Origin of the sequence: Sporichthya sp., assembly GCF_013815995.1 — a bacterium.
Classification (GTDB): Bacteria; Actinomycetota; Actinomycetes; order Sporichthyales; family Sporichthyaceae; genus Sporichthya.
The window spans coordinates 14,407-35,702 of the sequence record NZ_JACDFE010000014.1; the positions used below are offsets into that span (position 1 = coordinate 14,407).

The following is a 21,296-nucleotide window of genomic DNA, read 5'->3' on the forward strand; positions in this document are numbered from 1 at the left end:
TTCACCGAGGACCGCTTCGGTCGAGACAGCGACGGGCAGCCTGCCGCAATGGACGGCGGTCGGGGTTCGGCGGCCTGGGCTAGTTACGTGGCGAGTGGTCGTCGCGTCAGGGTCGCGGGCCGAACGGCATCGGCAGCGGGCACGGCTAGCACCCCGCTGGAGGGCGTCGAGGTGGTGGCCCTGCCCTACTACGTGGGAATTGGCGGGCTGCTCAGGACCGCTCCGGCCCTCGTCGCGGCCGTGTTCGCCGCGGTTCGCCGGTCGGAGTACGTGGTGCTCCGGGTGCCCGGAGCGGTGACCTCGGTGGCCGCGATCGCCTGCCGGGTCCTGCGCCGGTCTTACGCGGTGGACGTCGTCGGCGATGCCGCCGACGCCGTGGACGGAGGTGCCCTGGGTCGATGCGGCCGGGTCCTGTCACCCGTCGTCAAGGGACATGTGCGATGGGTCGTCGGCCACGCGGGCGCCGCCCGATACGTCACCGCCCATGCGCTGCAGGCGCGCTACCCATCCCCCATCGGTGTCCCGGCGGTGGGGGTGTCCGACGTCCGTATCGACGAGGTGGCAAATACCGGCTCCCGCGACTGGAGCGGCCCGCCGTTCCGCCTGGTGACGGTGGGGACGATGGAGGCCACCTACAAAGGCCAGGATGACCTCATCCGCGCGGCGGCGAAGCTGCGGGCCGACGGCGTCGATGTCAGCGTCGACCTGGTCGGCGGCGGCCGATTGGAGGAGCGCAATCAAGCGCTCGCCCGCGAACTCGGCGTCGCCGAGCGCGTCCGATTCCTCGGCACGGTCAGCGATCGCGCGGCCCTGACCCGAATTCTCGACACCTCGCACCTATTCGTCCTGGCCTCGAGGCAGGAGGGCCTACCGCGGGCGCTGGTCGAGGCAATGGCGCGGGGTCTGCCCGCCGTCGCCACCCGCGTCGGCGGAGTCCCCGAGCTTCTCGATCCAGCCTGTCTGGTCGCGCCCGACGATCCCGACGCGCTGGCCACAGCGATCAGAGAGCTCCTCGCTGATCCGCAGCGGTGGCGGCAGGAGTCCGCCCGCAATCTGAGCACCGCCCGGGAGTACCACCGCGACGTGCTCGCCGCGCGGTTCGGAGAGTGGATAGCCCGCATACCCGCGGCGCGCAGCGCCCCCGACATGGCCGAGCGTTCGCCGGCCGCGGCCGCACCGGTACAAGGACGGATCTAATGGTGACCCGACGCTTTCCGGAGGTTCGCAACGCCGCCCGCGAGCGGGTCAAGCTCGGCGTCCGCGAAGTGCTGGGCAGGCACAACCTCGATTTGGTGCGCGACCCGTTCCCGGCCCGTGTCGCGCGGGCTGCGCACGGCCTGGGAATCGACATCGTCATCGACGTCGGTGCCAACATCGGGCAGTTCGGCTCGGCGCTTCGGGCGAACGGGTACCGCGGCCGGATCATCTCCTGCGAGCCGCTACCCGCCGCGTTCGCCCGCCTCCGATCGCGGGCCCGACGCGACCCGAGTTGGCAGGTGGTCAACCGGGCGATGGGCGCCGAACCTGGAACCGCCAGGCTGCACGTCGCCGGCAATTCCTACTCCTCATCGATCCTGCGCATGACGCCAGCTCACATCGCCGCGGCCCCCGGTTCGGCCACCGTGGACGCGATCGACGTGCCGGTGTCGACGGTCGCTGATGTGGTCCAGGAGTATGGCATCGCGCCCGAACGCACCCTGCTGAAGATCGACACGCAGGGATACGAGGGCCGGATCCTCGACGGTGCCGCGGACCTGCTGCCCAGGATGGGCGCGATTCAACTCGAGATCAGCTTCGTCACCCTGTACGAGGGCCAAGAGCCCGGCGGCGGCTTGCTCAGAAGGATGGAAGGGATCGGTTTCGAGTTGTACGCCTGGGACTCCTCATTCAGCGATCCGCAAACCGGTCGACTGCTTCAGGCCGACGTCGTCTTCACCTCCCGCGGAACCACCGATCAATCAGGCACCGGGGCGGCCGCCAACGCCGCCCTGGGCGCGTTGGCTTTGGTGGCTCGGCCATGACCCAGGACATCCTCGTGCCGGCGTCCGTTTCGGCGACGTCCCGGCGGCTGGGCTACCCGGAGATGGGTGCGGGGGGCTTCAGCCACGTTGACGGGACTATTCAGTTCTACTCTCGGATCAATGCTCTGCTCGCCCCCGACCACACCGTCGTCGATCTCGGCGCCGGCCGCGGGGCGTTCCTCGAGGATACGGTCGCGTACCGCCGTGAGCTTCGCCGACTGCAGGGCAAGGTACGGCGTGTCATCGGGCTGGACGTTGATCCGGCGGTGCTGGCCAACCCGAGTCTCGACGAGGCGCACGTGCTGGAACCCAACGGTGGCTTCCCGTTGGCCGACGCTTCGGTGGATCTGATGCTCTCGGATTTCACTTTCGAACATATTGAGTCACCGGAGCACGTGGCGGCCGAGATCGGGCGGGTACTGCGTCCGGGCGGGTGGTTGTGCGCGCGCACGCCTAATAAGAGGGGCTACATCGCCTTGGGCGCAAGGGTCGTCCCGAACCAGTTACACAAAGCGGCGTTGCGTCGCCTCCAGCCGTCGAAGCAGGAACGGGACACGTTCCCAACTCGCTACCGGATGAATGCGGTTGCCGATCTGCGCCGGCTGTTCCCTGAGGAGAGCTACGACCACTTCACTTACGCCGCCGACAATGAACCGGCCTACGCCGGCTCCTCGGCAGCCGCCTGGCGCCTCGCGGACGGAATCCTCCACCGGGCGCCCCGGCCCTACCGGTCGATGCTCTACATCTTCATTCAGCGCAGGCTCGGTCCACCGGAGGCGACTCGCCCGGGCGGCGTTTCCTGATGCCGACGCGGGACCTCCGACGGGGGGTGCAGAGCGGACTCAAGTCAACGTCCCGCCACGGCTGGACAGTGCTATCCGACCCGGCGATCCGGGGGCATCACGACATGGTCGTCCTCGTTTCCGTGCGGCGCCTCCTCTTCGGTCGCAATCCGGCGCCGCCTGCGCTGGCGTCGGCCCTGACGGCCGGCTTCGTTGGTGCCCTCGTGTTCGGTCTGACCGCGCCGTTCATGTTCGACCGATCCTTCCGGTTCACTTTCGTGCTCGCGTTCCCGCTCGCGGCCGTCACACGAGGCGGTCCCCCGCGAGCACTGCGTTGGACGGTGGGTTCGTGACCACCGCGGAATCCACCGCCTTGGGCCCACGACCCGGGGCCCAAGCGATGGTGCTGGGTCAGCGCGCGTGGCGTAGCGCTGTCCGGCGTGCTCGTCAAAGGGCGCTCCATATTCGACTTCGAGCGGACGCGCGGGGGTGCATCCTGGTCCGACTGGGCACGGCCTACGGCGGCTGGTGGGTACCGGAGGACGTGGTGGGTGCGGGCGCTATCGCCTATTGCGGTGGCGCCGGGGAAGACATCAGCTTCGACCTTGCCTTATTCCTGCGAGGATGCACCGTCCGGGTGTTCGATCCAACTCCGCGGGCCATCGCGCATGTGGAGGCCTGCGACCCGCACTCCGAGCGGTTCACCTTTCACCCGGTGGGGTGGTGGTCGCGGGACGGGTCCCTCAAATTCTTTGCTCCCACTGATGCCCGCCACGTCTCGCATTCGGTCATGAACCTGCAGGGCACGCAGGACTACTTCGTGGCTCGGGTACGACCCATACGGGCGCTTATGGATGAGCTCGGAGACGACCACATCGACCTTATCAAGATGGACATCGAAGGCGCCGAGCACGAAGTCCTCTCCTCGTTGCTCCGGACTGGCTCGATGCCGGACGTGCTGTGCGTCGAATTCGATCAACCCTGCTCGGTCCGCTCGATCGTGCAGGTCACTCGTCGGTTACGGAATCAGGGAATGGTGCCGCTCAAAGTGGAGGGATGGAACGTCACCTACCGGAGTTTCGCCGGTGTGCAGCGCAAGGGCGGAGCAGGAGGTGTTCTTGAGGCCTGATGGTGCGTCAATCCGGGCGCTGTGTCGCCTGCCGCCGAGACGATGTCAGCAGGTCCAACGTCCACTCGCGTGCCTCGACACAGACTCACTATTAGGAGGAACCTCATGAAACCCAACGCCACGATTTCGCGGCTGTACCAGGACATGTACGCGCACAGCGCCCTGCGTGCGTGGAGGGACGCCGGCGCAGTGAGCAAAGCTGACAATGTCATCCGAGCGCACAGAGCAGCAGGACTACCTTCGGCCCCCCGCGTGATTGAGCTCGGCTGTGGCGAGGGGGCTCTAGCGGCTGAGCTGCTGCGTCGATCCTTCCCCGGGTCCTACCTCGGCATGGACATCTCCACGTCGGGAATCGAGGAGGCCCGCGCACGAGCCATCCCCGGCGCTGATTTCCGGCTCACCGCGGGAGGCCATGTTGACCTCGCGGACGGGTGCGCGGATCTGGCGATCCTCAGCCACGTGGTTGAGCACCTCGAGCATCCACGTGTGTTGCTGTACGAGGCGAAGCGGATCGCAAGTCACGTGCTCGTCGAGGTTCCGCTGGAGCTGCACTGGCGCACGCCCCGGGACTACCACCTCGACGCGCTCGGCCACATCAACAAATACACGGCTCGGTCGATCCGACATCTGGCTCAGAGCAGCGGGTTCGAGGTTCTCAACCAGTTCACGACGAATCCCGGGCACGCACGGTTCGGCGACGCGTCGTTGGGGCGGAATCTCTCCTGGCGAGTGAAGGACATTGCGCTGCGTACGGTGCCGCTCGCCGCGCGAACCTGCTTCACGTTCCACGAAACCTTGATGTTGCGGTCGTAGGCCCGACGGCGAGACGCGCGCACCACCGCCATACCTACGACGGAGAATTGGATCGGATCCCTCTTGAGGCCCCAACCGGCCTTGCACGCGCGCGCTTCGACGCGGGTGCTGCCTCGTCAGACCGACCGCGATATCGCACTTCGTACCCACTGAACCGCCCCGGCGTCTCCGGACAACCCGGGACGGTTCACTCGGCGACTGGATCGTTCGCCGTCGGATCCGTCCGCCGAAGTTGTGCCGGGCCCATAATGGCTCTTCAAAGTTGAGCGGGCAACGCTCGTGAAGCTGCTGTTGCTGCCCGGTGTTTCCGGGTCGCGTGCAAACGTATCCGTCGGTGGCTGTTCTCCACGTTGCGGAAGCCGCAGGCCGAGCGTTTCACCTGTTTGATCAGCCGGTTGATTCCTTCGGTGCGGGCGTTGGTGATGCCGGTGTCGATGAACTCCGCGATCGCGGGACACCAGGTCTCGATCGTGGTCGCCAACGTGGCCAGCTCCTCGATCTCGGCGCGGGCGCACCAGCGGTAGAAGCCGTAGAGCTTCGCGTAGATCTGGGAGCGGTCGGCGCCGGTGCGGGCCAGGGCCAGGACGCCGCGCAGCTGCTCCTTGGCGATCCAGGCGCTGATGACCTGCCCGCTCGGTTCGGAGTCGATCACCGAGTTCCACATCGCCGCGAATGCCTTCTCGCTCAGGCGTTCCCGGGCCGTGAGCAGGCGGCGCCGGTTCGCCCAGGCCGGGTCGAGCTTGCGGCCTCGGCGCCCGTGTTGTTCCCAGATCACCCGGCGGCGGACCTTGGTCACCGCGGCGTTGGCCGGGGCGACGATGTGGAAGTGATCGACCACCAGCACCGCGTTCGGGAGCAGGCCGGGGGTGGTGATCGCCTTGGCGTAGACCGCGGCCGGGTCGATCGCCACGAAGGCGATCGCGGCCCGGAACGCCGGCGTGCGCTCGTTCAGCCACTCGACCACACAGGCGCTGGTGCGGCCCTCGATCTGCCCGAGCAGGCCCTGCTCACCGGCCAGGTCCACGAACCCGGTGTCCCAGGCATCGGTGCGCACCCATCGGGTGCTCACCGGGTCCTGGGTCCAGCGTGGGCGCCCGCGGCGGGTCTCATCAATCCCGAGCACCGCGGTCGGTTCCGGCTCGCCCAGCTCAACGTTTCCCGCCTCGGTCACCGCGGTGTTCGCCGTGGGCCAGGTGACCCCGAACGCGGACGCGACCTCGGACACGCTGCGCGCGGAATCAGCCACGGCAGCGGCGATCCCGCGACGCAGCCGCCCGGTGGTGCGCTGCCGCGGCGGGACCTCCGGAATCGACTCGGTGAAGGTGGCCCGCTCGCACGCGGACTCCCGGCACCGCCACCGGCGCTTGTGCCAGATGACCGCGATTTCCCTTTCCCCGTAAGGGATATCCCGCGGTGTGATGCTCGCGTGACCCTTCACCGAGGTCGAGACCACCCCACACTCCGGGCACCCGGGCAGTACCTCTGCGGCCGTGATCACGTGCACGATCCGGGCACCGAACTCCCCGACCTGGACACGCTGGACCCGTACTCCGGGCAGCCCGAACAACAACGTCGTACTCTGACTCACGCCCGTGGCCTCTCTGGTCTGCTGCCTTCGCAACAGTCAGACTTCAAGAGGTCACGGGCACCCCCAGCTCAGCACGCCGACAGGCCCCGACCGGTGAGGTTGCCCGGTCAAGTTCGAAGAGCCCCCATAATCGAGGGCTGGAACGTCACCTATGAACGCTGTGCGGGCTGAGCCGACCCCCTACCGCTCGGCCAATCGCACGGATCTGGGGACGAGAAGCCAAGAGGATCCTTAGTCTCGTTGAAAGCTCGTGGCAGAAGTAAATCGGGACGAGCCCAGGGACGCCGTGGCGGCAGGCGAAGCGTACAAACGGCGTCAAGCCGGACGGTCCGGTGATCAGAGTGCGCCACGCTGAATGAACGTCCATTCGCGAAGCTCGGTCCGCCAATGTGGTTCCCCGCTCGCAAGTGCCTACAGGGACTTCGTTTACGAATATGCGGGCGCCTTGGCGCTGAGCGCGTAAGCCGAAGTCGAGGTCGGCGTAGGCGTGTCGATATTCGCCGTCCAATCCTCCCAACGACTCAAACACTCGTGCGGGAATGAGCACGAAGTTTCCATTGAACGTGTCCACTTCCCGGCGGCCGCCTTCGCCGAACACCTGGTTGAACCCCAAGACCTTGATCCGTGACGTACGCATCCACCCGCCGTAGGTGTAGGCGCCCGTCTCTGCGGACGTGCAGGCGCCGACGAGAACACTCGGGTGGGTCCGGTTCAACTCGTCGAAGGTCGCCACGCACGATGACACGGCGCCGGCGTCGACGCGGACGTCATCGTTGAACAGCAGGTAGACGTCGAAGGGTTTTGGCTGGCGTTGGACTTCGGCATAGGCGAGGGCCATCCCACCGGCCCAGAACAGCGCTCCCGATCCTTGGATGACCCGAACCTGGGGGAACTCGAGGCGAACGGCGTCGCCAGTGCCATCAGTGGATCCGTCCTCCACCAGGAAGTAGTGGGGGCGCAACGGCGGCGGGATTGCCTCGAGGGCGGGGATGAGTCGCCTCAGACCTTCCACCGTGGTTTCTCGGCGGTTATGAGAAGCAATCAGCACCGCTAACCTCATGGCCCGATCTCCATTCCCCTCGACGCCTGCTCGGCGGGTCGAGCCGCGTTGCGGGCCCCTGGGATCAACCGATAAGCCATCGCCATCGGAATGACGGCGACCAGTGCAAGCAGTGCGGCTACCCCCCTTTGAGCGTCCAAGGGAACGGCTGCGGTGGTCGCGAGCGCTGCAACCGAGGCCGCGATCGAGGCCCACCAGACGCGCCGCGTGTGGCGCACCGTTCGTCGGATGGCCTTCGGTAACAGGCTGATCAAGAGCACTCCGCCGAGCGCAAGCGTGCAGGCGTACGCGGCGACGACCCCGACCTCGCCGAGGGCAAAGGCTCCAACTGAACCCGCCGCAAGATTCAGCGCCGCCATCAGCAGGTGAATCTTTACCAACGGCCACAGACGGCCCGCACTCAGTTGATAAAAATAGCCTAGGAGGCCCGTGCTGTTGATCATGTTCGCTCCGGCGAGAATTCCGAAGAACAGCAGGAATTCATCGTTCAAACGTCCCAAGCCCACGTACGAGACAGCGGCTGATCCGCAGGCAAGGCAGACAATCGCGAGCGCGCACATCTCCGACAGCGCCTTTTGGCCGCGCTCGAACGCCTCCATCATCTCCGGGGCGAGCTCGCGCTGACGTCGCGACGCGTGCACGAGCAGGGGCTGGGCGCCAGCCTGAAAGAAGATGCGGGCTTGGGTTGAGACCCGCAGGGCGAGCTCGAAAGCGGCCACCGTTCCCAGCGAGCCCACGCCGGCGAGTAACAGTTTCGTGATCGGCTCGAACGTGAGACGGAGCACGCCGATCGACGTGAGATGCACGCTCTCGCTCGTCAGCTCCGCGAGCTGCGCCTTGACCTGCCACGACTGACCACGATGAGGCGTCGTGATGTGAGCCAGCCACACGGTCGCGCCGATGAGCTGTGCGGCCGCATTCACCACGTAGGCGAGGCCGATGCCGGCAAGACCACAGGTCGTGAGAAGGGGGTATACCGCCACCAACGACAGCAAATTACCGCCGATGAGAATGAGACTGTTCTCGCGCAGGTGACCCATGCCCTCGCTGACGGCGAGCAGAACCACCGCGGCGGCCGACAGTACTCCGGCCAGGACGCAAAGCACGGCCAGCCCTTTGATTTCGCCAGCGGAGAATTTCCCCCCGTACTGTCGATGGACGAACTGGGTGATCGGATGGAACGTCAACGCCGACAGTGCGAGCACCGGAACGACTCCGATCAACATTCCGGCGCCGATCATCGACCCAATCGGAAGCGGTGAACCCTCCCGCTGAAGCACTGCCACGTGGCGGGTGATGTTGGACCCGAGGCCCGAGCCGGCGATGCGGGAGATCAGGAAGAGCCCCTGCAACAGCGCCCACAGGCCCACAGCAGCCAAGGATTGAAGTTCGAGGCTCAGCCGGAATAGCGCGATCAACGCAACGGCTGAGACCACCGAACTCGCCACACTGAACAATCCACGAGTGCGGTGCTCCGACATCGGCAGCGACGTGCTCATAGGCGACGCACAACTCTGCCTGGAACGCCCATAACCAAGGCGCGCGGAGCGACACTGCGGGTGACGACCGCGCCCGCGGCGATCACGGAATCGTCCCCGATCTCCACTCCCGGGAGGATGCAGGCGCCGGCGCCGATCCAGACATTTCTTCCGATGATGACGGGCCGCCAGTCGTCGGTGTCGCGGTACAGCAGCCCGGCGGCCCGGGCGTTGACGTCATGCGATTGGGAGGTGATCACGGCGTGCGACGCCACCATGACGTGGTCGCCGATGGTCACGCCACCGCCGCCCCAAATGTGCACGAAATCGTTCAGATGTACGTCCCGGCCTAGAGTGACCGTGCCGGGCACGTAGATGCGCGCGGTCGCGGCGATGGTTGATTCCTGGCCCATCGCGGCGAGGCGCCTCCGCCACGAGGCAGCCACTGCTCGCGTTCGGGCCGAGCGCAGCCGGCGGTGGACAATTCGGGCGGTGGCCACCGGGAAGCGTTCGACAATCATGGGCGGGCCGACATCCGTCGCGCCAGGCGCGGCGCCCGCCGGTCGCGCAGCATCACGGCGCCAATCAAGAACCCGTACTGCTGGAAGATGGCGACGATGAATGTCCAGCCGAGCGTTCCCTGTCGCATGTACTGGAATAGGACGGTCAGAACGAGCGCGTGTCTTACCAGCGCTCCGAACGTGCGCGGAAGGTCCAGGTTCGACTCGTCATAGCGGCGCGTCACGTAGCCCAACGCCGCGAACACAGCGAGGACGCCCACGATGCCCGCAGTGATGAAGGACGTGCCGACAAGGGTGCACGCGTAGCCGACCGTCGCGTAATGGATATCGCTGTTCTCGACCGACGCCGAGATCCCGTGCGACATGTCCGTGTAGGACTCGGGCTTCCCGGGGAACAAAGCGCGCGGGATTGCGTAGGTGAAGGGCGTCAGGTTGGTCGTGACAAACGCGTCGACGTTGCCGCCTAGTGAGGAGTTGATTTCGCCGGCGGATTCGCTGGCAACCGCCATCATCTCGGTCGTCGAGAATTCCAGCGAGTTGAAGTAGAAGCTGAAAGCGGACCCGTTGGCGTACGCCACATCGTCAAGGTTGATGACGATGTCGGCCTGGGACGCGGGGAGAAACACGCGCGTCATCAGCGTGGCCATCCCCAATGCCGGGACGGCGAGCAGCAGCCAAGGCGCCCATCGGTAAGTGACGGGGCGTCGGTAGACGTGAACCGCGCAGACGACGACCAGCAGGGGCAGGATGAGCACGAGGCGCTTGCCTGAGACGAGGAAGCTCGACGCGAGGATGAGCACAAACAAGATCGTCGGCCGCTGAACGGGTCTCCGGACCCTGATCGCCGTGACGAGGAACCAGGTCGCGCCGGCGTTCGCGATGCCGGCCAGCGTCATGGTGTTAATCAACAGCGGCGCCACGTTGTCGAGGGCAAGGTGTGCTCGACTGGCCCCGGACAACCTCGCCACCGTTGGCCCCATGCCTCCCAGTTCGGTGACGACGTAGAGCCGCATGAGCAGTCCGGCAATGATCAATCCGGCCGCAAGTTGCCAGGCGGCGGGGACCGAGCGATGCGCCTCTTCGTCCGAGCCCTCCGTGTCCGGCCGTGCGGCCGCAGATCGGGACGGTCCGGCGACCACCGCGCCGGCGTTCGGCACTCGACGGGATCCCGCCGGGCGGCGTCGCCGCCGAGTTGCGATTGAGTAGCCGTAGAGGAACGCCAACAAGGCCACGGCGGTGAGTGCCACCGCGCGAGCGAATCCGTGGTCGGTATCGAACCCTGGTGCCCAGTAGAACTCGCCGCCCCGGAGCATGAGGATGATCGCCGGGAATAGCCCGTAGAGCGCGAAGCTCGCAAGGACGATGTTGTATCCGGATAACAAATGACGCGTGCCCTTCGAGTCTCGGGGGGCGGACAGGGCCGCGACCAGAAGCAGCAGCGCAACCATCGACACAAGGACGAGTTCAGTCATGACTCTCCCCTCCGCACGCGCATCCGCCGACTCTGCTGCATCTCGTTCGCATCCCTCAATCGTTCCGCAGGAACAGCCCGTCGACTTGGAGCGTCTCGCCGGTCTGGCAATCCCAGAAGCCGGGCTGCACGCCTGCCAGTCGGAAGCCCGCCGCGTCGAGAAGAGCAACAATCTCGTCGTAAAGGGGTTGGTCCTCGTACAGTTCAGTGAGGCTCAGCTCCAGCTCCACGGCAGAGACCTTTTTGAGCGTGTCCGGGGCTCCCGCGAGAACCTCGCGTTCGAAGCCTTGCGTGTCGATCTTCAGGTACGGCGCCAAGTGCTGCAGGTGGTCCAGGCGCCGATCCGCCAACGCCGAATCCAGCCGTGCGATCGGCCTTCTCACCTGACCGACTACCGCCGATCCGGGCGCCGCATCCGAATGCCGGTCTAGCATCGCCAGGGGCGAACTGCTCACGCTGTTGCCCGCGACGTTGATCGCGATCACGCCGTCTGTCGATCCCAGCGCCGATGCGACAGTGTCCCAACCGGGGTCGCGCTGGGCGTTGCGCGACAGCTCGACGTAAGCGTCCGGGAGCGGTTCGAACGACAGGATGCGGCCCCGGTAGCCGTACGTCCTCAGTTCGGTGGCGAACTGTCCCGTGTTCGCGCCGATATCCACGACCAGCCGCGTTCCCAGGTTGTCCAGTAACAAGCTGCGCTTGTGCGCCGCGTTGTAGGAGACGGGGTAGCGGCTCAGTTGCCAACCCTGTCGACGCAGATACGCGTGAAGCCCTTCCTTGAGCCGCTTTCTGGCGCCGTCGGTTGGGCTGCGAGGCAAGCCGCGCTTCATCATCGGCCTCCACGCTTACCCGATGAGCACAGGTGTCGTCTCGGACCTGACGGTGCTTCGGGTTCTGAGCGCGCCATCTGCGCGACGAGCGCCGCGAGTGCCTGCGGGGTGTGGGCAGTGATCGGGTGGTCGGCGCACGGGCCGGACCAACTTTCGCGCGAGGCGACCATGCCGCGTGCGATCTCGGCACTGGTCGGGGGCACCAAGAACACCCCAGGCATGCCCTCGATGTTAGGAGCGACGCCGGCGACCCCGGACACCACCACGTGCAGTCCGGCTGCCAGTGCCTCGTTCACCACCAGGCCCCACACCTCGAGCGTGCTCGGCAGCACGAAGGTCTCGGCCCCGCCGTAGGCCGCGGTCAGGGCGTCCCCGTCGAGGTGGCCGCGGAAACACACGGCGTCGGCTAGGCCGAGCGCCTGCACCCGTGTGCGGAGGCCCGGTGCCAACGGGCCGGTCCCGACGATGGTGAGGGTGTCACCGGGCTCCCGAATGGTCGCGAACGCGTCGATGAGGCCGTGGACGTTCTTGCGCTCGATCATCATCCCGACGTAAAGGAAGCGGTGCCCGCCTCCAATCCGGTGGTCCCCGCCACGCACTCGTTGCGCCCCCTTAGCGAAGCGTTCGACGTCCACCGTGTTGAACCCCTCGACGACCCGGTTCCGGGGTACACCCATCGCGACGACATCGGCCGTGGAGGTCACGCCGGCGGTGAGCACCGCCCGAGACGATCGCAGAAACCATTTACGAGTGGCAGCCACGGGCCCTGAGTCAAACCGGTGATTGCCGGAAGTCCGATAGGAGGCGTACATCGGTACGCGGAGGACCCGCGCCCACAGCTTGGCCGCGATGTACGCGGGCGACTCCCAACCATCGATCACGATCGCGCGCGGCCGGGCGGAGACGGCTAGCAAAAGACGCGAGGACGGCGCGTAAACCGTGTTGTCGTCGGTGCGGTAGATCGGACGCGCTCGGCAGTGAACGACCTCAAAGCTCCGATCGTCGAGGTCGACCTGCCACTGGCGGTTGTGCTCGGAGTCCGCCATCACCGCCACCCCCAGGCGGAGGCGCGCCCCGAGGGCGTCCCATAAGGGCGCTCGATAGGGAGTCGCGATGTTGGTCACCCAGAGCAGGTCTAGTCGACCGGTCCGCTTGCGTCCGGTCACCTCAAGCCCTCGATGAAGAAGCTGGTGGGCCGAGTTTCCACCTTGGCTAGATCCGGACAGAGTCCGACACGGAAAGTACGGTGGTGGACCTCCGCGAAGCCAATGCAGACCAGCATGTGTTCAAGCAGTGTTGGCGACGGCTGCCATCGATGGGTATGGCCGCCAGCGAGGTTGCGCAAGCTCGTGAGCGCACTTGGACGCTCCAGCGGGTGCGCGTTCAATCGGCGGTTGAACTCGAGCGTGGCTGTGGGATCACCGTCGCTGCAGCCGGTCGTGAATTCGCGCGCGATGGCTTCGGCGTCCGGTAGGGCGAGGCGGAGCACGCCCCCCGGCTGGAGCACGCGATACGACTCGCGCAGTACCTGCTCAGCCTCACGGTAGTAGAGATGCTCCAAGGTGTGTGACGAATAGATCGCCCGCACCGAGCTGTCGGCGTAGGCAAGGTTTCGGATGTCGGCTCGTACGATCTCGCGTGGCCACGAGGTCATGTGCGCTTCGCTGAGCAGCCCGGCCCGTCGCAGGATTAGTTTGGTCGCCCCCCACCGGTCCAGCAGCGCGTTAGGGGATCGGTCGATGTTGACCCAGCCAATGACGACGGCCGGTCCGCTGCCAAGGTTCAGCAGGGGCGGCTCGACCGCCGCAGCCGTGCCCTGGCGCGGGGCATGGCTCATTCGGCGGCGCGACGTCATCTGAATGGTCATCAGGCCTTCCCTCGATCGACGATCACGTGGAGGGGTCCGCAATGAATCTCGGCGCCCGCGATCGCGAGGTGCTTCGGCCTGAAGCGGGTGCGACGGCGCAGCGCGAACGGCCATGGGCGGTCATGATGCATCGGTCGTCGAGCCCTCAGGCATCGTCGCGATTCGTCCTTGCGAGCGAGGAGGTCTGTCGCCGGAACCATGTCGAGTAGCCTTTCGTGGAGCGGATCGAGCATGATCAGCGACCGCCGCCGCCAGGACCGCATCGAGTCGTTCTGCGGCAATGTCGAACGCGAGGTTCTCGTGCGCATACTGCGCTGCGTCCGCGCCGTGGCGTGCCCCAAGCTGGGGGTCGGCGGACAGAGCGATGATCTGTTTCACCAGCGCCTCGGCGTCGCCCGGGGCTGACGGGGTAGGAGCGCCGGCCAGCGTGAGTTCCCGTGCCGTGGAGCCGTACGCCGACACCGCCGAGGCCACGGGGACCCCACTGGTGAAGTAGCTGGTGAGCTTGCTCGGGAGACACATGTCCTTCACGCTCGGTCGCTCGCACAACAGGAGAATGTCGGCGGCGGCGAGGAATTCCGGGTAGTCCTCCGTGGCGCAGAGCGGTAGGAACTCCAAATTCGGGAGGTCGCTGCCCTGGCGCTGTAGGTCCGCGCGCTGAGATCCGTCGCCCATGAGCACCCAACGCAAGTCGCGACGGTCCCGCGTGATGCGGGCGGCTTCGACCACGACGGCGAGCCCCTGCTTCAGGCCTATGTTGCCTGTGTGCAGCACCACCGTTGCATCCGACCAACCCAGCCGGAGGCGTTCGGCGTCCCGGTCACGGCGGGCGGGCGCTGACCGGGACCAATTGCGGATGGTGTGGAGACGGTCTTCGGCAACTCCGTAATCGCGGAGCGTTGCCCGGAAGGCGTCCGTCACTAAGACGACGGCAGAGGCTCGCCGCAACGCATGGCGCTCCGCCCGGCCGACGAGCGCGGCGACCCGACCTCCGCCGGCGATTCCAGTTTGTGCCGCCGCAGCGCCGAGGAGGTCCTGAACGACGACCACGCATGGCGCGTCGTAACGCGCACCAAAGTGGGCCGCAGCCAGGGCACCCCCAAGAGAAGGAGTCACCCCAACTATCAGATCGGGCAGCCGTGGCGGCCGACTGGCCGCCGCGTGAGCAAAGAAGGTCCCTTCATAGAGTCCCCGCCGCACAGCGTCTTGGCGCGAGGGAACGGTGTGCCAGAGCCGGTGTATGTCCACACCGTTTCGGGTTTGCCGAAAGCGTCGTCGCCCGCGGTACTCGGCGGGGGCCTTCCACTCCGGGTAGGACGGCAAGCCCGTCAAAACGGTGACCGATGCCGCGCTGAGTGCAAGGTGCTCCGCGATGGCCGTGGAGTACGGGGCGATGCCGGTCGGCTCGGGCCAGTAGTTGATGCCGACGATCAGGACGTTGCGCCCAGCTACCGCCGAGCTCGCGGGAGCGGAAGGCTCCGCGGCGCGTTGGTGGGGGAGGTCGACCTGCTGGGCCGGGAGGTGAGAGTCGCTGCGCATGACATGTTCTCCACGAACCACTCGTAGGTGCTCTTGAGGCCGTCGCGCAGCTCGATCTCCGGTCGCCAGCCGAGGGCGTTGATGCGTGAGGTGTTCAGCAGCTTGCGGGGGGTGCCGTCGGGCTTGGTGGTGTCCCACACCAAGTCGCCCTCGAACCCGACGACGTCGGCCACGGTCGCCGCCAACTCCGCGATGGTCACGTCGTCGCCGCAGCCGATGTTGATCGGGGCGTCGTCGTCGTAGCTCTCCAGCAGGACCAGGCACGCACGTGCCATGTCGTCGACGTGGAGGAACTCACGCCGGGGCGAACCGGTGCCCCACATCGTCACGTGGGACGCGCCCGAGGCCTTCGCGTCATGGAACTTGCGAATCATGGCCGGGAGGACGTGCGAGGTTTCCAGGTCGAAGTTGTCGCCCGGACCGTAGAGGTTGGTCGGCATCGCGCTGACGTAGTGCAGTCCGTACTGCCGCCGCAGCGCCTGGATGTGCAGAATCCCCGCGATCTTGGCGATCGCGTAGGCGTCGTTCGTCTTCTCCAGAGGCCCCGTCAGGAGCGCGTCCTCGGAAATCGGCTGCGGGGCCAGGCGCGGGTAGATGCAACTCGATCCGAGGAACAGCACCTTACGAACGCCGATGCGAGCCGCGGCGTCGAGCACGCTCAACTGGATACGCAGATTGTCGGACAGGAACTCCGCCGGCTGCTTGCTGTTGGCGAGGATCCCGCCGACCCGGGCCGCCGCGAGCACCACGTATTCGGGCCTTACCTCGTCGTAGAACGTGTCGACGGCCGCCCGGTCGCGCAGGTCGAGCTCGGTGCTGGAACGCCCGACCAGGTCGGAGAATCCCTCGTTCTCAAGGGAACGCCAGACGGCTGACCCGACGAGCCCTCGATGTCCGGCAATGTGGATTCGTGCGGTGCGCGAGAGCATCTGCTCAACCCCCAATGTGACGACTTGTCCTGAGTCGTGCGAAGGACAAAGACATCACAAATGGGCGGTCTTGGCGCCGGTGCTAGGCCGTCCGGGGCGGGGTCACAGCTTCCTGCACCTGCTGGCCTTGCCGATCACGATCGGCGTGCGGGTGACATAGTCCGACCTCTTCCCGCGGACGACCAGCGTGTGCTGACAGCGGTACTTCTTCGGCAGGGTGATGGTGGTCCTCCACTTCCCCCGGGGGTTCGCCGTTACCTTGGCCAGCGTCTTGGCTTTCGAGCGGATGCGGATTACCACGGTCTCCCCGCCCGCCCAGTTCGCGCCGGTCATTTTGACGTTGCCACCGCGCGGCGGGTTTGTGGTCGAGACAGTCGTGGTCGCCTTCAGCGTGTAGGGCGCCGGCTGCGCGAGCGCCGGGCCGGCGGAGACCGCTCCGAGGCCGACGGCGGAAGCGACGGCCAACGTGCATGCCTGCTTGGTCCAGTTCATGTGGATTGCCCCTTTCGGCCACATCGCCGCCGGCGGTGGCCACTGCCGAGGGGCTCGACGCTAGGGCAGGATCTGACGTGTCGACAAGAACGCAACCGGGTGGCACGACGGGGGTCGGAGTGCGCAGATCGCATCGCGGCCGGCGACGGCATCGCCTGCAGCGCCGGTACGTCGCCCGCATCGCCGGGCTCGGCGTGGCGGGACTGATCGCGGTCAGTGTCATCTGGGTCGGCATCACGGCCTGGATGGCGCGCAGTGAGCTCGACGCCGTCCGCACCGGAGCACCGATTCTGCGCGCGCAGTTGCTCGCAGCCGACATCCCCGCTGCCACGGCCTCGGCCGATCTGATGGCCCGTCAGGCATCCCGCTCCCACAAGCTCACCGGCGGCCCGGCATGGGCTCTGATCAGTAAACTTCCCTACTTGGGTGAACCGTTCGAGACCGCCCGGGGGATCACCGAAGTGGCCGACGAACTCGGTCGTCATGCGCTGCCGCAACTCGTCCACGCGGGCACGACCATCGACCCCGATCAGCTGCGCTCCGACGACGGCCGGATCGACGTCGCCGCCCTGCGGGAGGTGGCGCCGGCACTGGACAACGCCGCAGCCTCCCTCGACCGGGCGATCGCCGCGACGGAGCGACTGCCGGGGGCGACCTACCTCAGCAGCGTCGACCGGGCCCGCGTCGACCTGCTGGCGGAGTTGCGGCCGTTAGCCCATCTGGCTGATTCCACCATTCAGGCCAGCCAGCTGCTGCCGCACATGCTCGGCGCCGACAGACCGCAGACCTACTTCGTCGCCTTCCAGAACAATGCCGAGGCTCGCGGCACTGGGGGGCTGCCGGGCGCCTTCGCGATCGTGCGGGCGGCCAACGGGAACATTGACTTCGTCGGCTTCCACAGCGATGGCGAACTGGCAGGGATTACCGCTGCGGTGAAGTTCGACCGAGACTACGAGCAGCTCTATGCGAATGCCGCGACCAAGACCTTGTTCCTGAACGGCAACCTGTCTCCGCATTTTCCCTATGCTGCGCAGATCTGGGCCGACATGTGGCGCCAGCACAGCGGGCAGACCGTGGACGGCGTCATTGCCCTTGACCCCGAAGTGCTCAGTTACCTGCTTGCGGTCACCGGGCCGGCGAGGCTCGCCGACGGCACGAAGGTTTCCGCAGCGAACGTCGTGGCGCTGACTCAAAGCACCGCCTACGACCGGTTCGCAGCCGATACCACTGGGCGGAAGCGGTTCCTGATCGATATTGCCGAGGCGGCCGCGGACAAGATCACCGGTGCAACGGGCGATCCGGAGGATCTGGCGCGTGCCCTGGCCCGAGCAGCCCACGAACGCCGGCTCTTGGTGTGGAGCGCTCACCCTGACCTCCAGTCGATGGTGGAGCAGACCCCGCTGTCGGGGGTCGTGCCGCAGACTGCGGGCGCTTACGCCGGCCTGACGATCATTAACGAGGGCGGCAACAAGCTGGACTACTACCTGGACCGCTCGCTCTCCTGGCAGCGCGCAGGCTGCGGCCCGGAGCGCGTCGTCACGGTCACGGTCGCGTTGACGAACACAGCACCTTCAGAGGTCTCCGCCTACGTCGCCCCCCGCTCGGACAACCCGGGCTACCCGATCAAGCTGGGCGACAACCGAGTGACGATCTACTACGCAGCCACCGAGGGTGCGGTTGCGAAGTCGGTGACGATCAACGGAAAGCCCGCGGGTCTGTCCGCCGGCACCGAGCGCGGACACCCCGTGTTCCTGGTCGACGTCGAGCTCCCGCGCGGGACCACCCGCACCGTGGTGCTCAACCTCGAGGAACCGGCCGCCGGGGGCGCGCCGATCGTCCTGCGCCAGCCGTTGGTGCGGCCGCTGACGGTGGCGGTGCGCGACGAGTTCTGCTAGTCCGTGGGGCCGTCGCTGACGCCTCCGTCAGGATTCCACCCATTCGGGCTAACGCGGCTCCGCAGTTAGCTGACGGTTTGTCAGCTCAGGTTGCGCCGGCGGCGCAGGAACCCGGCAGCGCCAACCACCGCTATCGAGGCCAGTGCCACCTCGGGCGCGTGGTTCAACGGCGCCGGCGCGGTGGCGCGGGCGTAGGAGACGTAGCCCCAGCCGGTCGCGCTCCAGTCGCCGTACCCCGGCCCAGTGTTGCCGTACCCGCTGTAGTCGTACCCGCCGTGGCCGCCGCCACCGTTGTTGTTACCGGTGTTTCCGGACCCGCCGTTGTTGTTGCCGACGTTGCCGTTCCCGCTGTTGTTGTTGCCGACGTTGCCGTTCCCGCTGTTGTTGTTGCCGACGTTGCCGTTGCCGACGTTGCCGTTGCCGCCGGCGGTGCACGCCTGGGGCGGGCCGATCACGATGTCGGTGCTGGCGAAATGGCTCGGACTGGTCGCTGTGATGACGTGCTGGCAGGCGACACCCGGCGGCAGTTGAGCGATCACGGAAGCGTCCCCGTTCGCGTCCACCACCGCGCTGCCCAGGTTGTACACGGTGAACTGCAGTTCGAAGACCACAGTTTCCCCGGGCGTGAACCCGTGGACGGTCAACAGCAGCTGGCCGCCGACGGCCGGGTTCGTGGTGGAGACCTCGACAACCGCGTCGGCGGTGTAGGGGGCCGCGGCCGCCGAGATTGGCATAGCCAGCACCAGTGCCGTGAGGCCGCAGGCGGCGGCGAATGTGACCCGGGATCGCCGATAGATGGTCATCGCGATGGACCCTTCCCCTGCTGTTTGGAGATGGCTCGCGGTAGCTGCCGTGGCCTTCGTGCAGCGGACGCTAGTGGATCAAGAAGCAGGGCGACATCCCGCTCTTCGTCGCACTCGAGCTTGCTACGTGGATTCGTCCGTTTTCTCCTGATCCGGGCAGCGCGCCGACCGCTATAGGAGCTCTCCCGAGAATCACCAATTTGGAGGAAGGGTCGGTTGTCTGGCGTCTCTGACGTTGCGTCACCGCGTCAGGGGGCGATCGCTTCGGCGATTGCGGTGACCGCCTGGGTCACCTGCTGTGCGGCGGTGTGGTGAGCCTTGCGTCGGCGTCCCATCGGATCGGAGATGGAGTCGTCTGCGGGCTTGGCGGACCGGGTCGTCCCCCGCTGCGTTGGGGCGTGCCGGACGAGGGCGTGGGCGCGCTGGATGGGGTCCAGGGGAAGCGGGCCGGGGTCGAGGTCAGTGATCAGCCGCGCGAATTCCAGGAGGGTGAACGTGCGCGGCAGGGCGGGGGGACACAACCCCAGCACCGCGGTGCGGTGCTCGACGGTGGCGGTCAGCACCACGTCCGCCTCGTCGACCATCGGCGCCTCGAGCTGGCGGGCGAGGAACCCGCCCGCGTAGGTGTCGGCCAGCCCCCAGGCAGCGAGCTCGTTCCGGGTGTCCGGGTGCATCGGCGACCCGACCACGGCGCCCACGCCGGCACTGGCGAAGTGGAATCCCCGGACTTCGCTACCCAGGCGCCCGGAAAGCAGATGCGCCGTCAGTAGCTCAGCGAACGGCGAGCGGCAGATGTTCCCCGTGCAGACGAACAGGAACGCGAAGCTCGTCGGGACGGAGGCGTGACGCACCGGCACATTGTTACTGCCGCGCATCGCGAACCTCCGCCGCCCCCGCGCGCGCCGCGGTAGGCCCTTTGCGATCTAGGTGAGCTGACTTGGCAGCGTGCGCCCGGTTTGCGTGCTCATCTGACAAGAAGAGTCCGAGTACGTCTCGCTACGGCTGTCTCCGCCAACCAGCTCGTCAACCGCAAGGAGGCGCGGTGCCGTTCACGGTCAGCCACGTGGCGCTGGCGCTGCCGCTAATGCGTACCCCGCTGCCGGCGTCGGCGCTGGTCATCGGTTCGACGGTGCCCGACCTGCCGGTCCACCTGGCGCACCGCCCGACCGAACAGACGCACTCCTGGACCGGGCTCGTCGGCGAGGACCTGCTGTTGGGCCTCGCCCTGTGGGCGCTCTGGCACGGACTGCTGGCGGCTCCGGTGCTGGCGGGGGCGCCCCAGGCGGTCCGGTCCCGGGCGGCCGGTCTCCGGCTCGGATTGTGCTCCCGGCTGCGGGACAGACGCGAGCTCGCGCTGGTTCCCGTCGCCTTGTTTGTCGGCTCCGCCCTGCACGTGTTCGTGGACTCCTTCACGCACGTCGACCGGTGGGGGACGCACCTGGTCCCGGCGCTCTCGCACACCTACGCCGGCTACTCCTGGCTGCAGTACGGCGGCAGTGTGCTCGGCCTGGCGGTGATTGCCATCGTCCTCCTCCGGGCCTGGCGCGGCCCGGGGCAGACCTGGTCGGCCGTCATCGGCGTCGCCGCGCTCGTGGGTGCACTGATCGGCCTGCATGCCGCGGCCACCACGGGTGACCTGCGCACGATCGCCTATTACGCCATTACCCGCGCCAGTGCGCTGCTGCTCGCTGCCGTGCTGGTGCTCGCCGTCGGGTGGCACCTACGCCGGGCGGTCCGCACGGCCTGAGCCGGCGACGAGCTCAGTGCTGGCTGAGCTTGGCCGACGCTACCGTCGGCGCCGGCTGGTCGGTGATGGCCGGGGTGGCCGGAATCCACGCGGTTGCCCCGACGTAGATCGCGGTGGTCAGCACAGTCAGTGCCAGCCCGCGGCGGATGGAGACCAGGGAGCCCAACGTCCAGCTCGGCTTCACTTGCGCGATCTCGGCGACCTCGAGCTCGGTGAAGACGGCGTCGTCCATGGCCGGACGCGGCGGCGGCAGCTGCTCGCCGGTGCGGGCGGTGAGCGCGGGCTCCTCGGCGAGGAGCACGTCGACCGAGCGGACCGCGCGCGGGGAGAC

At 67.2% G+C, this 21,296-nt stretch carries 21 protein-coding genes; 7 read left to right on the forward strand and 14 right to left on the reverse strand.

What is annotated here, in order from left to right:
- The first annotated feature begins 171 nt into the window (after nt 1-171).
- The 5 genes from H0X00_RS03235 to H0X00_RS03255 all read left to right on the forward strand — a co-directional run bounded on the left by H0X00_RS03235 (nt 172) and on the right by H0X00_RS03255 (nt 4,745).
- A complete protein-coding gene (locus tag H0X00_RS03235; protein ID WP_293767284.1) occupies nt 172-1,197 on the forward strand; it encodes a glycosyltransferase family 4 protein in 1,026 nt (341 codons plus the stop codon).
- Nucleotides 1,197-2,021 (forward strand): FkbM family methyltransferase, encoded by an 825-nt coding sequence (locus H0X00_RS03240; protein WP_293767285.1) that lies wholly within the window; start codon nt 1,197-1,199, stop codon nt 2,019-2,021. The genes H0X00_RS03235 and H0X00_RS03240 overlap by 1 nt, the downstream gene beginning before the upstream one ends.
- Entirely contained in the window at nt 2,018-2,824 is an 807-nt protein-coding gene (locus H0X00_RS03245; protein WP_293767287.1) for a methyltransferase domain-containing protein, read from the forward strand. The genes H0X00_RS03240 and H0X00_RS03245 overlap by 4 nt, the downstream gene beginning before the upstream one ends.
- Nucleotides 2,825-3,350: 526 nt before the next feature.
- Nucleotides 3,351-3,932 (forward strand): FkbM family methyltransferase, encoded by a 582-nt coding sequence (locus H0X00_RS03250; RefSeq protein ID WP_293767288.1) that lies wholly within the window; start codon nt 3,351-3,353, stop codon nt 3,930-3,932.
- A gap of 105 nt (nt 3,933-4,037) precedes the next feature.
- Nucleotides 4,038-4,745 (forward strand): class I SAM-dependent methyltransferase, encoded by a 708-nt coding sequence (locus H0X00_RS03255; RefSeq protein ID WP_293767289.1) that lies wholly within the window; start codon nt 4,038-4,040, stop codon nt 4,743-4,745.
- A 256-nt stretch (nt 4,746-5,001) separates the two neighbouring features.
- Here the strand turns inward: H0X00_RS03255 and H0X00_RS03260 are convergent, their stop codons facing one another.
- The 11 genes from H0X00_RS03260 to H0X00_RS03310 all read right to left on the reverse strand — a co-directional run bounded on the left by H0X00_RS03260 (nt 5,002) and on the right by H0X00_RS03310 (nt 16,520).
- On the reverse strand, nt 5,002-6,333 hold the full coding sequence (locus H0X00_RS03260; protein ID WP_293767290.1) for an ISL3 family transposase: 1,332 nt from the start codon (nt 6,331-6,333) through the stop codon (nt 5,002-5,004).
- Nucleotides 6,334-6,478: 145 nt separating this feature from the next.
- On the reverse strand, nt 6,479-7,393 hold the full coding sequence (locus tag H0X00_RS03265) for a glycosyltransferase (RefSeq protein WP_293767292.1): 915 nt from the start codon (nt 7,391-7,393) through the stop codon (nt 6,479-6,481).
- Nucleotides 7,390-8,892, reverse strand: coding sequence for a hypothetical protein (locus H0X00_RS03270; RefSeq protein ID WP_293767294.1), 1,503 nt, complete (start codon nt 8,890-8,892; stop codon nt 7,390-7,392). Before H0X00_RS03270 ends, H0X00_RS03265 begins: the two co-directional genes overlap by 4 nt.
- Nucleotides 8,889-9,392 carry a DapH/DapD/GlmU-related protein gene (locus tag H0X00_RS03275; protein ID WP_293767295.1) on the reverse strand — a complete coding sequence of 168 codons (504 nt, stop codon included), beginning with the start codon at nt 9,390-9,392 and terminating at the stop codon, nt 8,889-8,891. The genes H0X00_RS03270 and H0X00_RS03275 overlap by 4 nt, the downstream gene beginning before the upstream one ends.
- Entirely contained in the window at nt 9,389-10,864 is a 1,476-nt protein-coding gene (locus H0X00_RS03280; RefSeq protein WP_293767296.1) for a hypothetical protein, read from the reverse strand. The genes H0X00_RS03275 and H0X00_RS03280 overlap by 4 nt, the downstream gene beginning before the upstream one ends.
- A gap of 55 nt (nt 10,865-10,919) precedes the next feature.
- Nucleotides 10,920-11,693, reverse strand: coding sequence for an FkbM family methyltransferase (locus tag H0X00_RS03285; protein ID WP_293767297.1), 774 nt, complete (start codon nt 11,691-11,693; stop codon nt 10,920-10,922).
- Complete coding sequence (locus H0X00_RS03290; RefSeq protein WP_293767298.1) at nt 11,693-12,412, reverse strand: glycosyltransferase; 720 nt, start codon at nt 12,410-12,412, stop codon at nt 11,693-11,695. Before H0X00_RS03290 ends, H0X00_RS03285 begins: the two co-directional genes overlap by 1 nt.
- A 443-nt stretch (nt 12,413-12,855) precedes the next feature.
- Entirely contained in the window at nt 12,856-13,560 is a 705-nt protein-coding gene (locus H0X00_RS03295; RefSeq protein WP_293767299.1) for a methyltransferase domain-containing protein, read from the reverse strand.
- 120 nt (nt 13,561-13,680) lie between these two features.
- Nucleotides 13,681-15,099: a glycosyltransferase gene (locus H0X00_RS03300; protein WP_293767301.1), complete on the reverse strand. Its 1,419-nt coding sequence runs from the start codon at nt 15,097-15,099 to the stop codon at nt 13,681-13,683.
- A complete protein-coding gene (locus H0X00_RS03305; RefSeq protein ID WP_293767302.1) occupies nt 15,009-16,028 on the reverse strand; it encodes a GDP-L-fucose synthase in 1,020 nt (339 codons plus the stop codon). The genes H0X00_RS03300 and H0X00_RS03305 overlap by 91 nt, the downstream gene beginning before the upstream one ends.
- Before the next feature lie 102 nt (nt 16,029-16,130).
- Nucleotides 16,131-16,520: a hypothetical protein gene (locus H0X00_RS03310; protein WP_293767303.1), complete on the reverse strand. Its 390-nt coding sequence runs from the start codon at nt 16,518-16,520 to the stop codon at nt 16,131-16,133.
- Between the two features lie 194 nt (nt 16,521-16,714).
- Between H0X00_RS03310 and H0X00_RS03315 the strand changes: the two genes are divergently transcribed.
- The gene (locus tag H0X00_RS03315) at nt 16,715-18,415 is read left to right on the forward strand and encodes a DUF4012 domain-containing protein (protein WP_293767304.1); all 1,701 of its coding nucleotides are present in this window, start codon (nt 16,715-16,717) and stop codon (nt 18,413-18,415) included.
- Nucleotides 18,416-18,495: 80 nt separating this feature from the next.
- On the opposite strand, the gene H0X00_RS03320 is transcribed toward H0X00_RS03315, so the two are convergent.
- On the reverse strand, nt 18,496-19,149 hold the full coding sequence (locus H0X00_RS03320; RefSeq protein WP_293767305.1) for a hypothetical protein: 654 nt from the start codon (nt 19,147-19,149) through the stop codon (nt 18,496-18,498).
- Between the two features lie 317 nt (nt 19,150-19,466).
- On the reverse strand, nt 19,467-20,069 hold the full coding sequence (locus tag H0X00_RS03325; RefSeq protein ID WP_293767306.1) for a hypothetical protein: 603 nt from the start codon (nt 20,067-20,069) through the stop codon (nt 19,467-19,469).
- Between the two features lie 191 nt (nt 20,070-20,260).
- On the opposite strand from H0X00_RS03325, the gene H0X00_RS03330 reads away from it, so the two are divergent.
- The gene (locus tag H0X00_RS03330) at nt 20,261-20,965 is read left to right on the forward strand and encodes a DUF4184 family protein (RefSeq protein ID WP_293767307.1); all 705 of its coding nucleotides are present in this window, start codon (nt 20,261-20,263) and stop codon (nt 20,963-20,965) included.
- 13 nt (nt 20,966-20,978) lie between these two features.
- Here the strand turns inward: H0X00_RS03330 and H0X00_RS03335 are convergent.
- The coding region (locus H0X00_RS03335; RefSeq protein ID WP_293767308.1) for a hypothetical protein at nt 20,979-21,296 on the reverse strand (318 nt) is incomplete at its 5' end.

Excerpts from the sequence above, each read along its gene's own strand:
- H0X00_RS03295 (WP_293767299.1), bottom strand. The coding sequence starts at position 13,560 with ATGACCATTCAGATGACGTCGCGCCGCCGAATGAGCCATGCCCCGCGC.
- H0X00_RS03310 (WP_293767303.1), bottom strand. The coding sequence starts at position 16,520 with ATGAACTGGACCAAGCAGGCATGCACGTTGGCCGTCGCTTCCGCCGTC.
- H0X00_RS03300 (WP_293767301.1), bottom strand. The coding sequence starts at position 15,099 with ATGCGCAGCGACTCTCACCTCCCGGCCCAGCAGGTCGACCTCCCCCAC.
- H0X00_RS03305 (WP_293767302.1), bottom strand. The coding sequence starts at position 16,028 with ATGCTCTCGCGCACCGCACGAATCCACATTGCCGGACATCGAGGGCTC.
- H0X00_RS03270 (WP_293767294.1), bottom strand. The coding sequence starts at position 8,892 with ATGAGCACGTCGCTGCCGATGTCGGAGCACCGCACTCGTGGATTGTTC.
- H0X00_RS03265 (WP_293767292.1), bottom strand. The coding sequence starts at position 7,393 with ATGAGGTTAGCGGTGCTGATTGCTTCTCATAACCGCCGAGAAACCACG.
- H0X00_RS03245 (WP_293767287.1), top strand. The coding sequence starts at position 2,018 with ATGACCCAGGACATCCTCGTGCCGGCGTCCGTTTCGGCGACGTCCCGG.
- H0X00_RS03255 (WP_293767289.1), top strand. The coding sequence starts at position 4,038 with ATGAAACCCAACGCCACGATTTCGCGGCTGTACCAGGACATGTACGCG.
- H0X00_RS03275 (WP_293767295.1), bottom strand. The coding sequence starts at position 9,392 with ATGATTGTCGAACGCTTCCCGGTGGCCACCGCCCGAATTGTCCACCGC.
- H0X00_RS03280 (WP_293767296.1), bottom strand. The coding sequence starts at position 10,864 with ATGACTGAACTCGTCCTTGTGTCGATGGTTGCGCTGCTGCTTCTGGTC.
- H0X00_RS03320 (WP_293767305.1), bottom strand. The coding sequence starts at position 19,149 with ATGCCAATCTCGGCGGCCGCGGCCCCCTACACCGCCGACGCGGTTGTC.
- H0X00_RS03285 (WP_293767297.1), bottom strand. The coding sequence starts at position 11,693 with ATGAAGCGCGGCTTGCCTCGCAGCCCAACCGACGGCGCCAGAAAGCGG.
- H0X00_RS03240 (WP_293767285.1), top strand. The coding sequence starts at position 1,197 with ATGGTGACCCGACGCTTTCCGGAGGTTCGCAACGCCGCCCGCGAGCGG.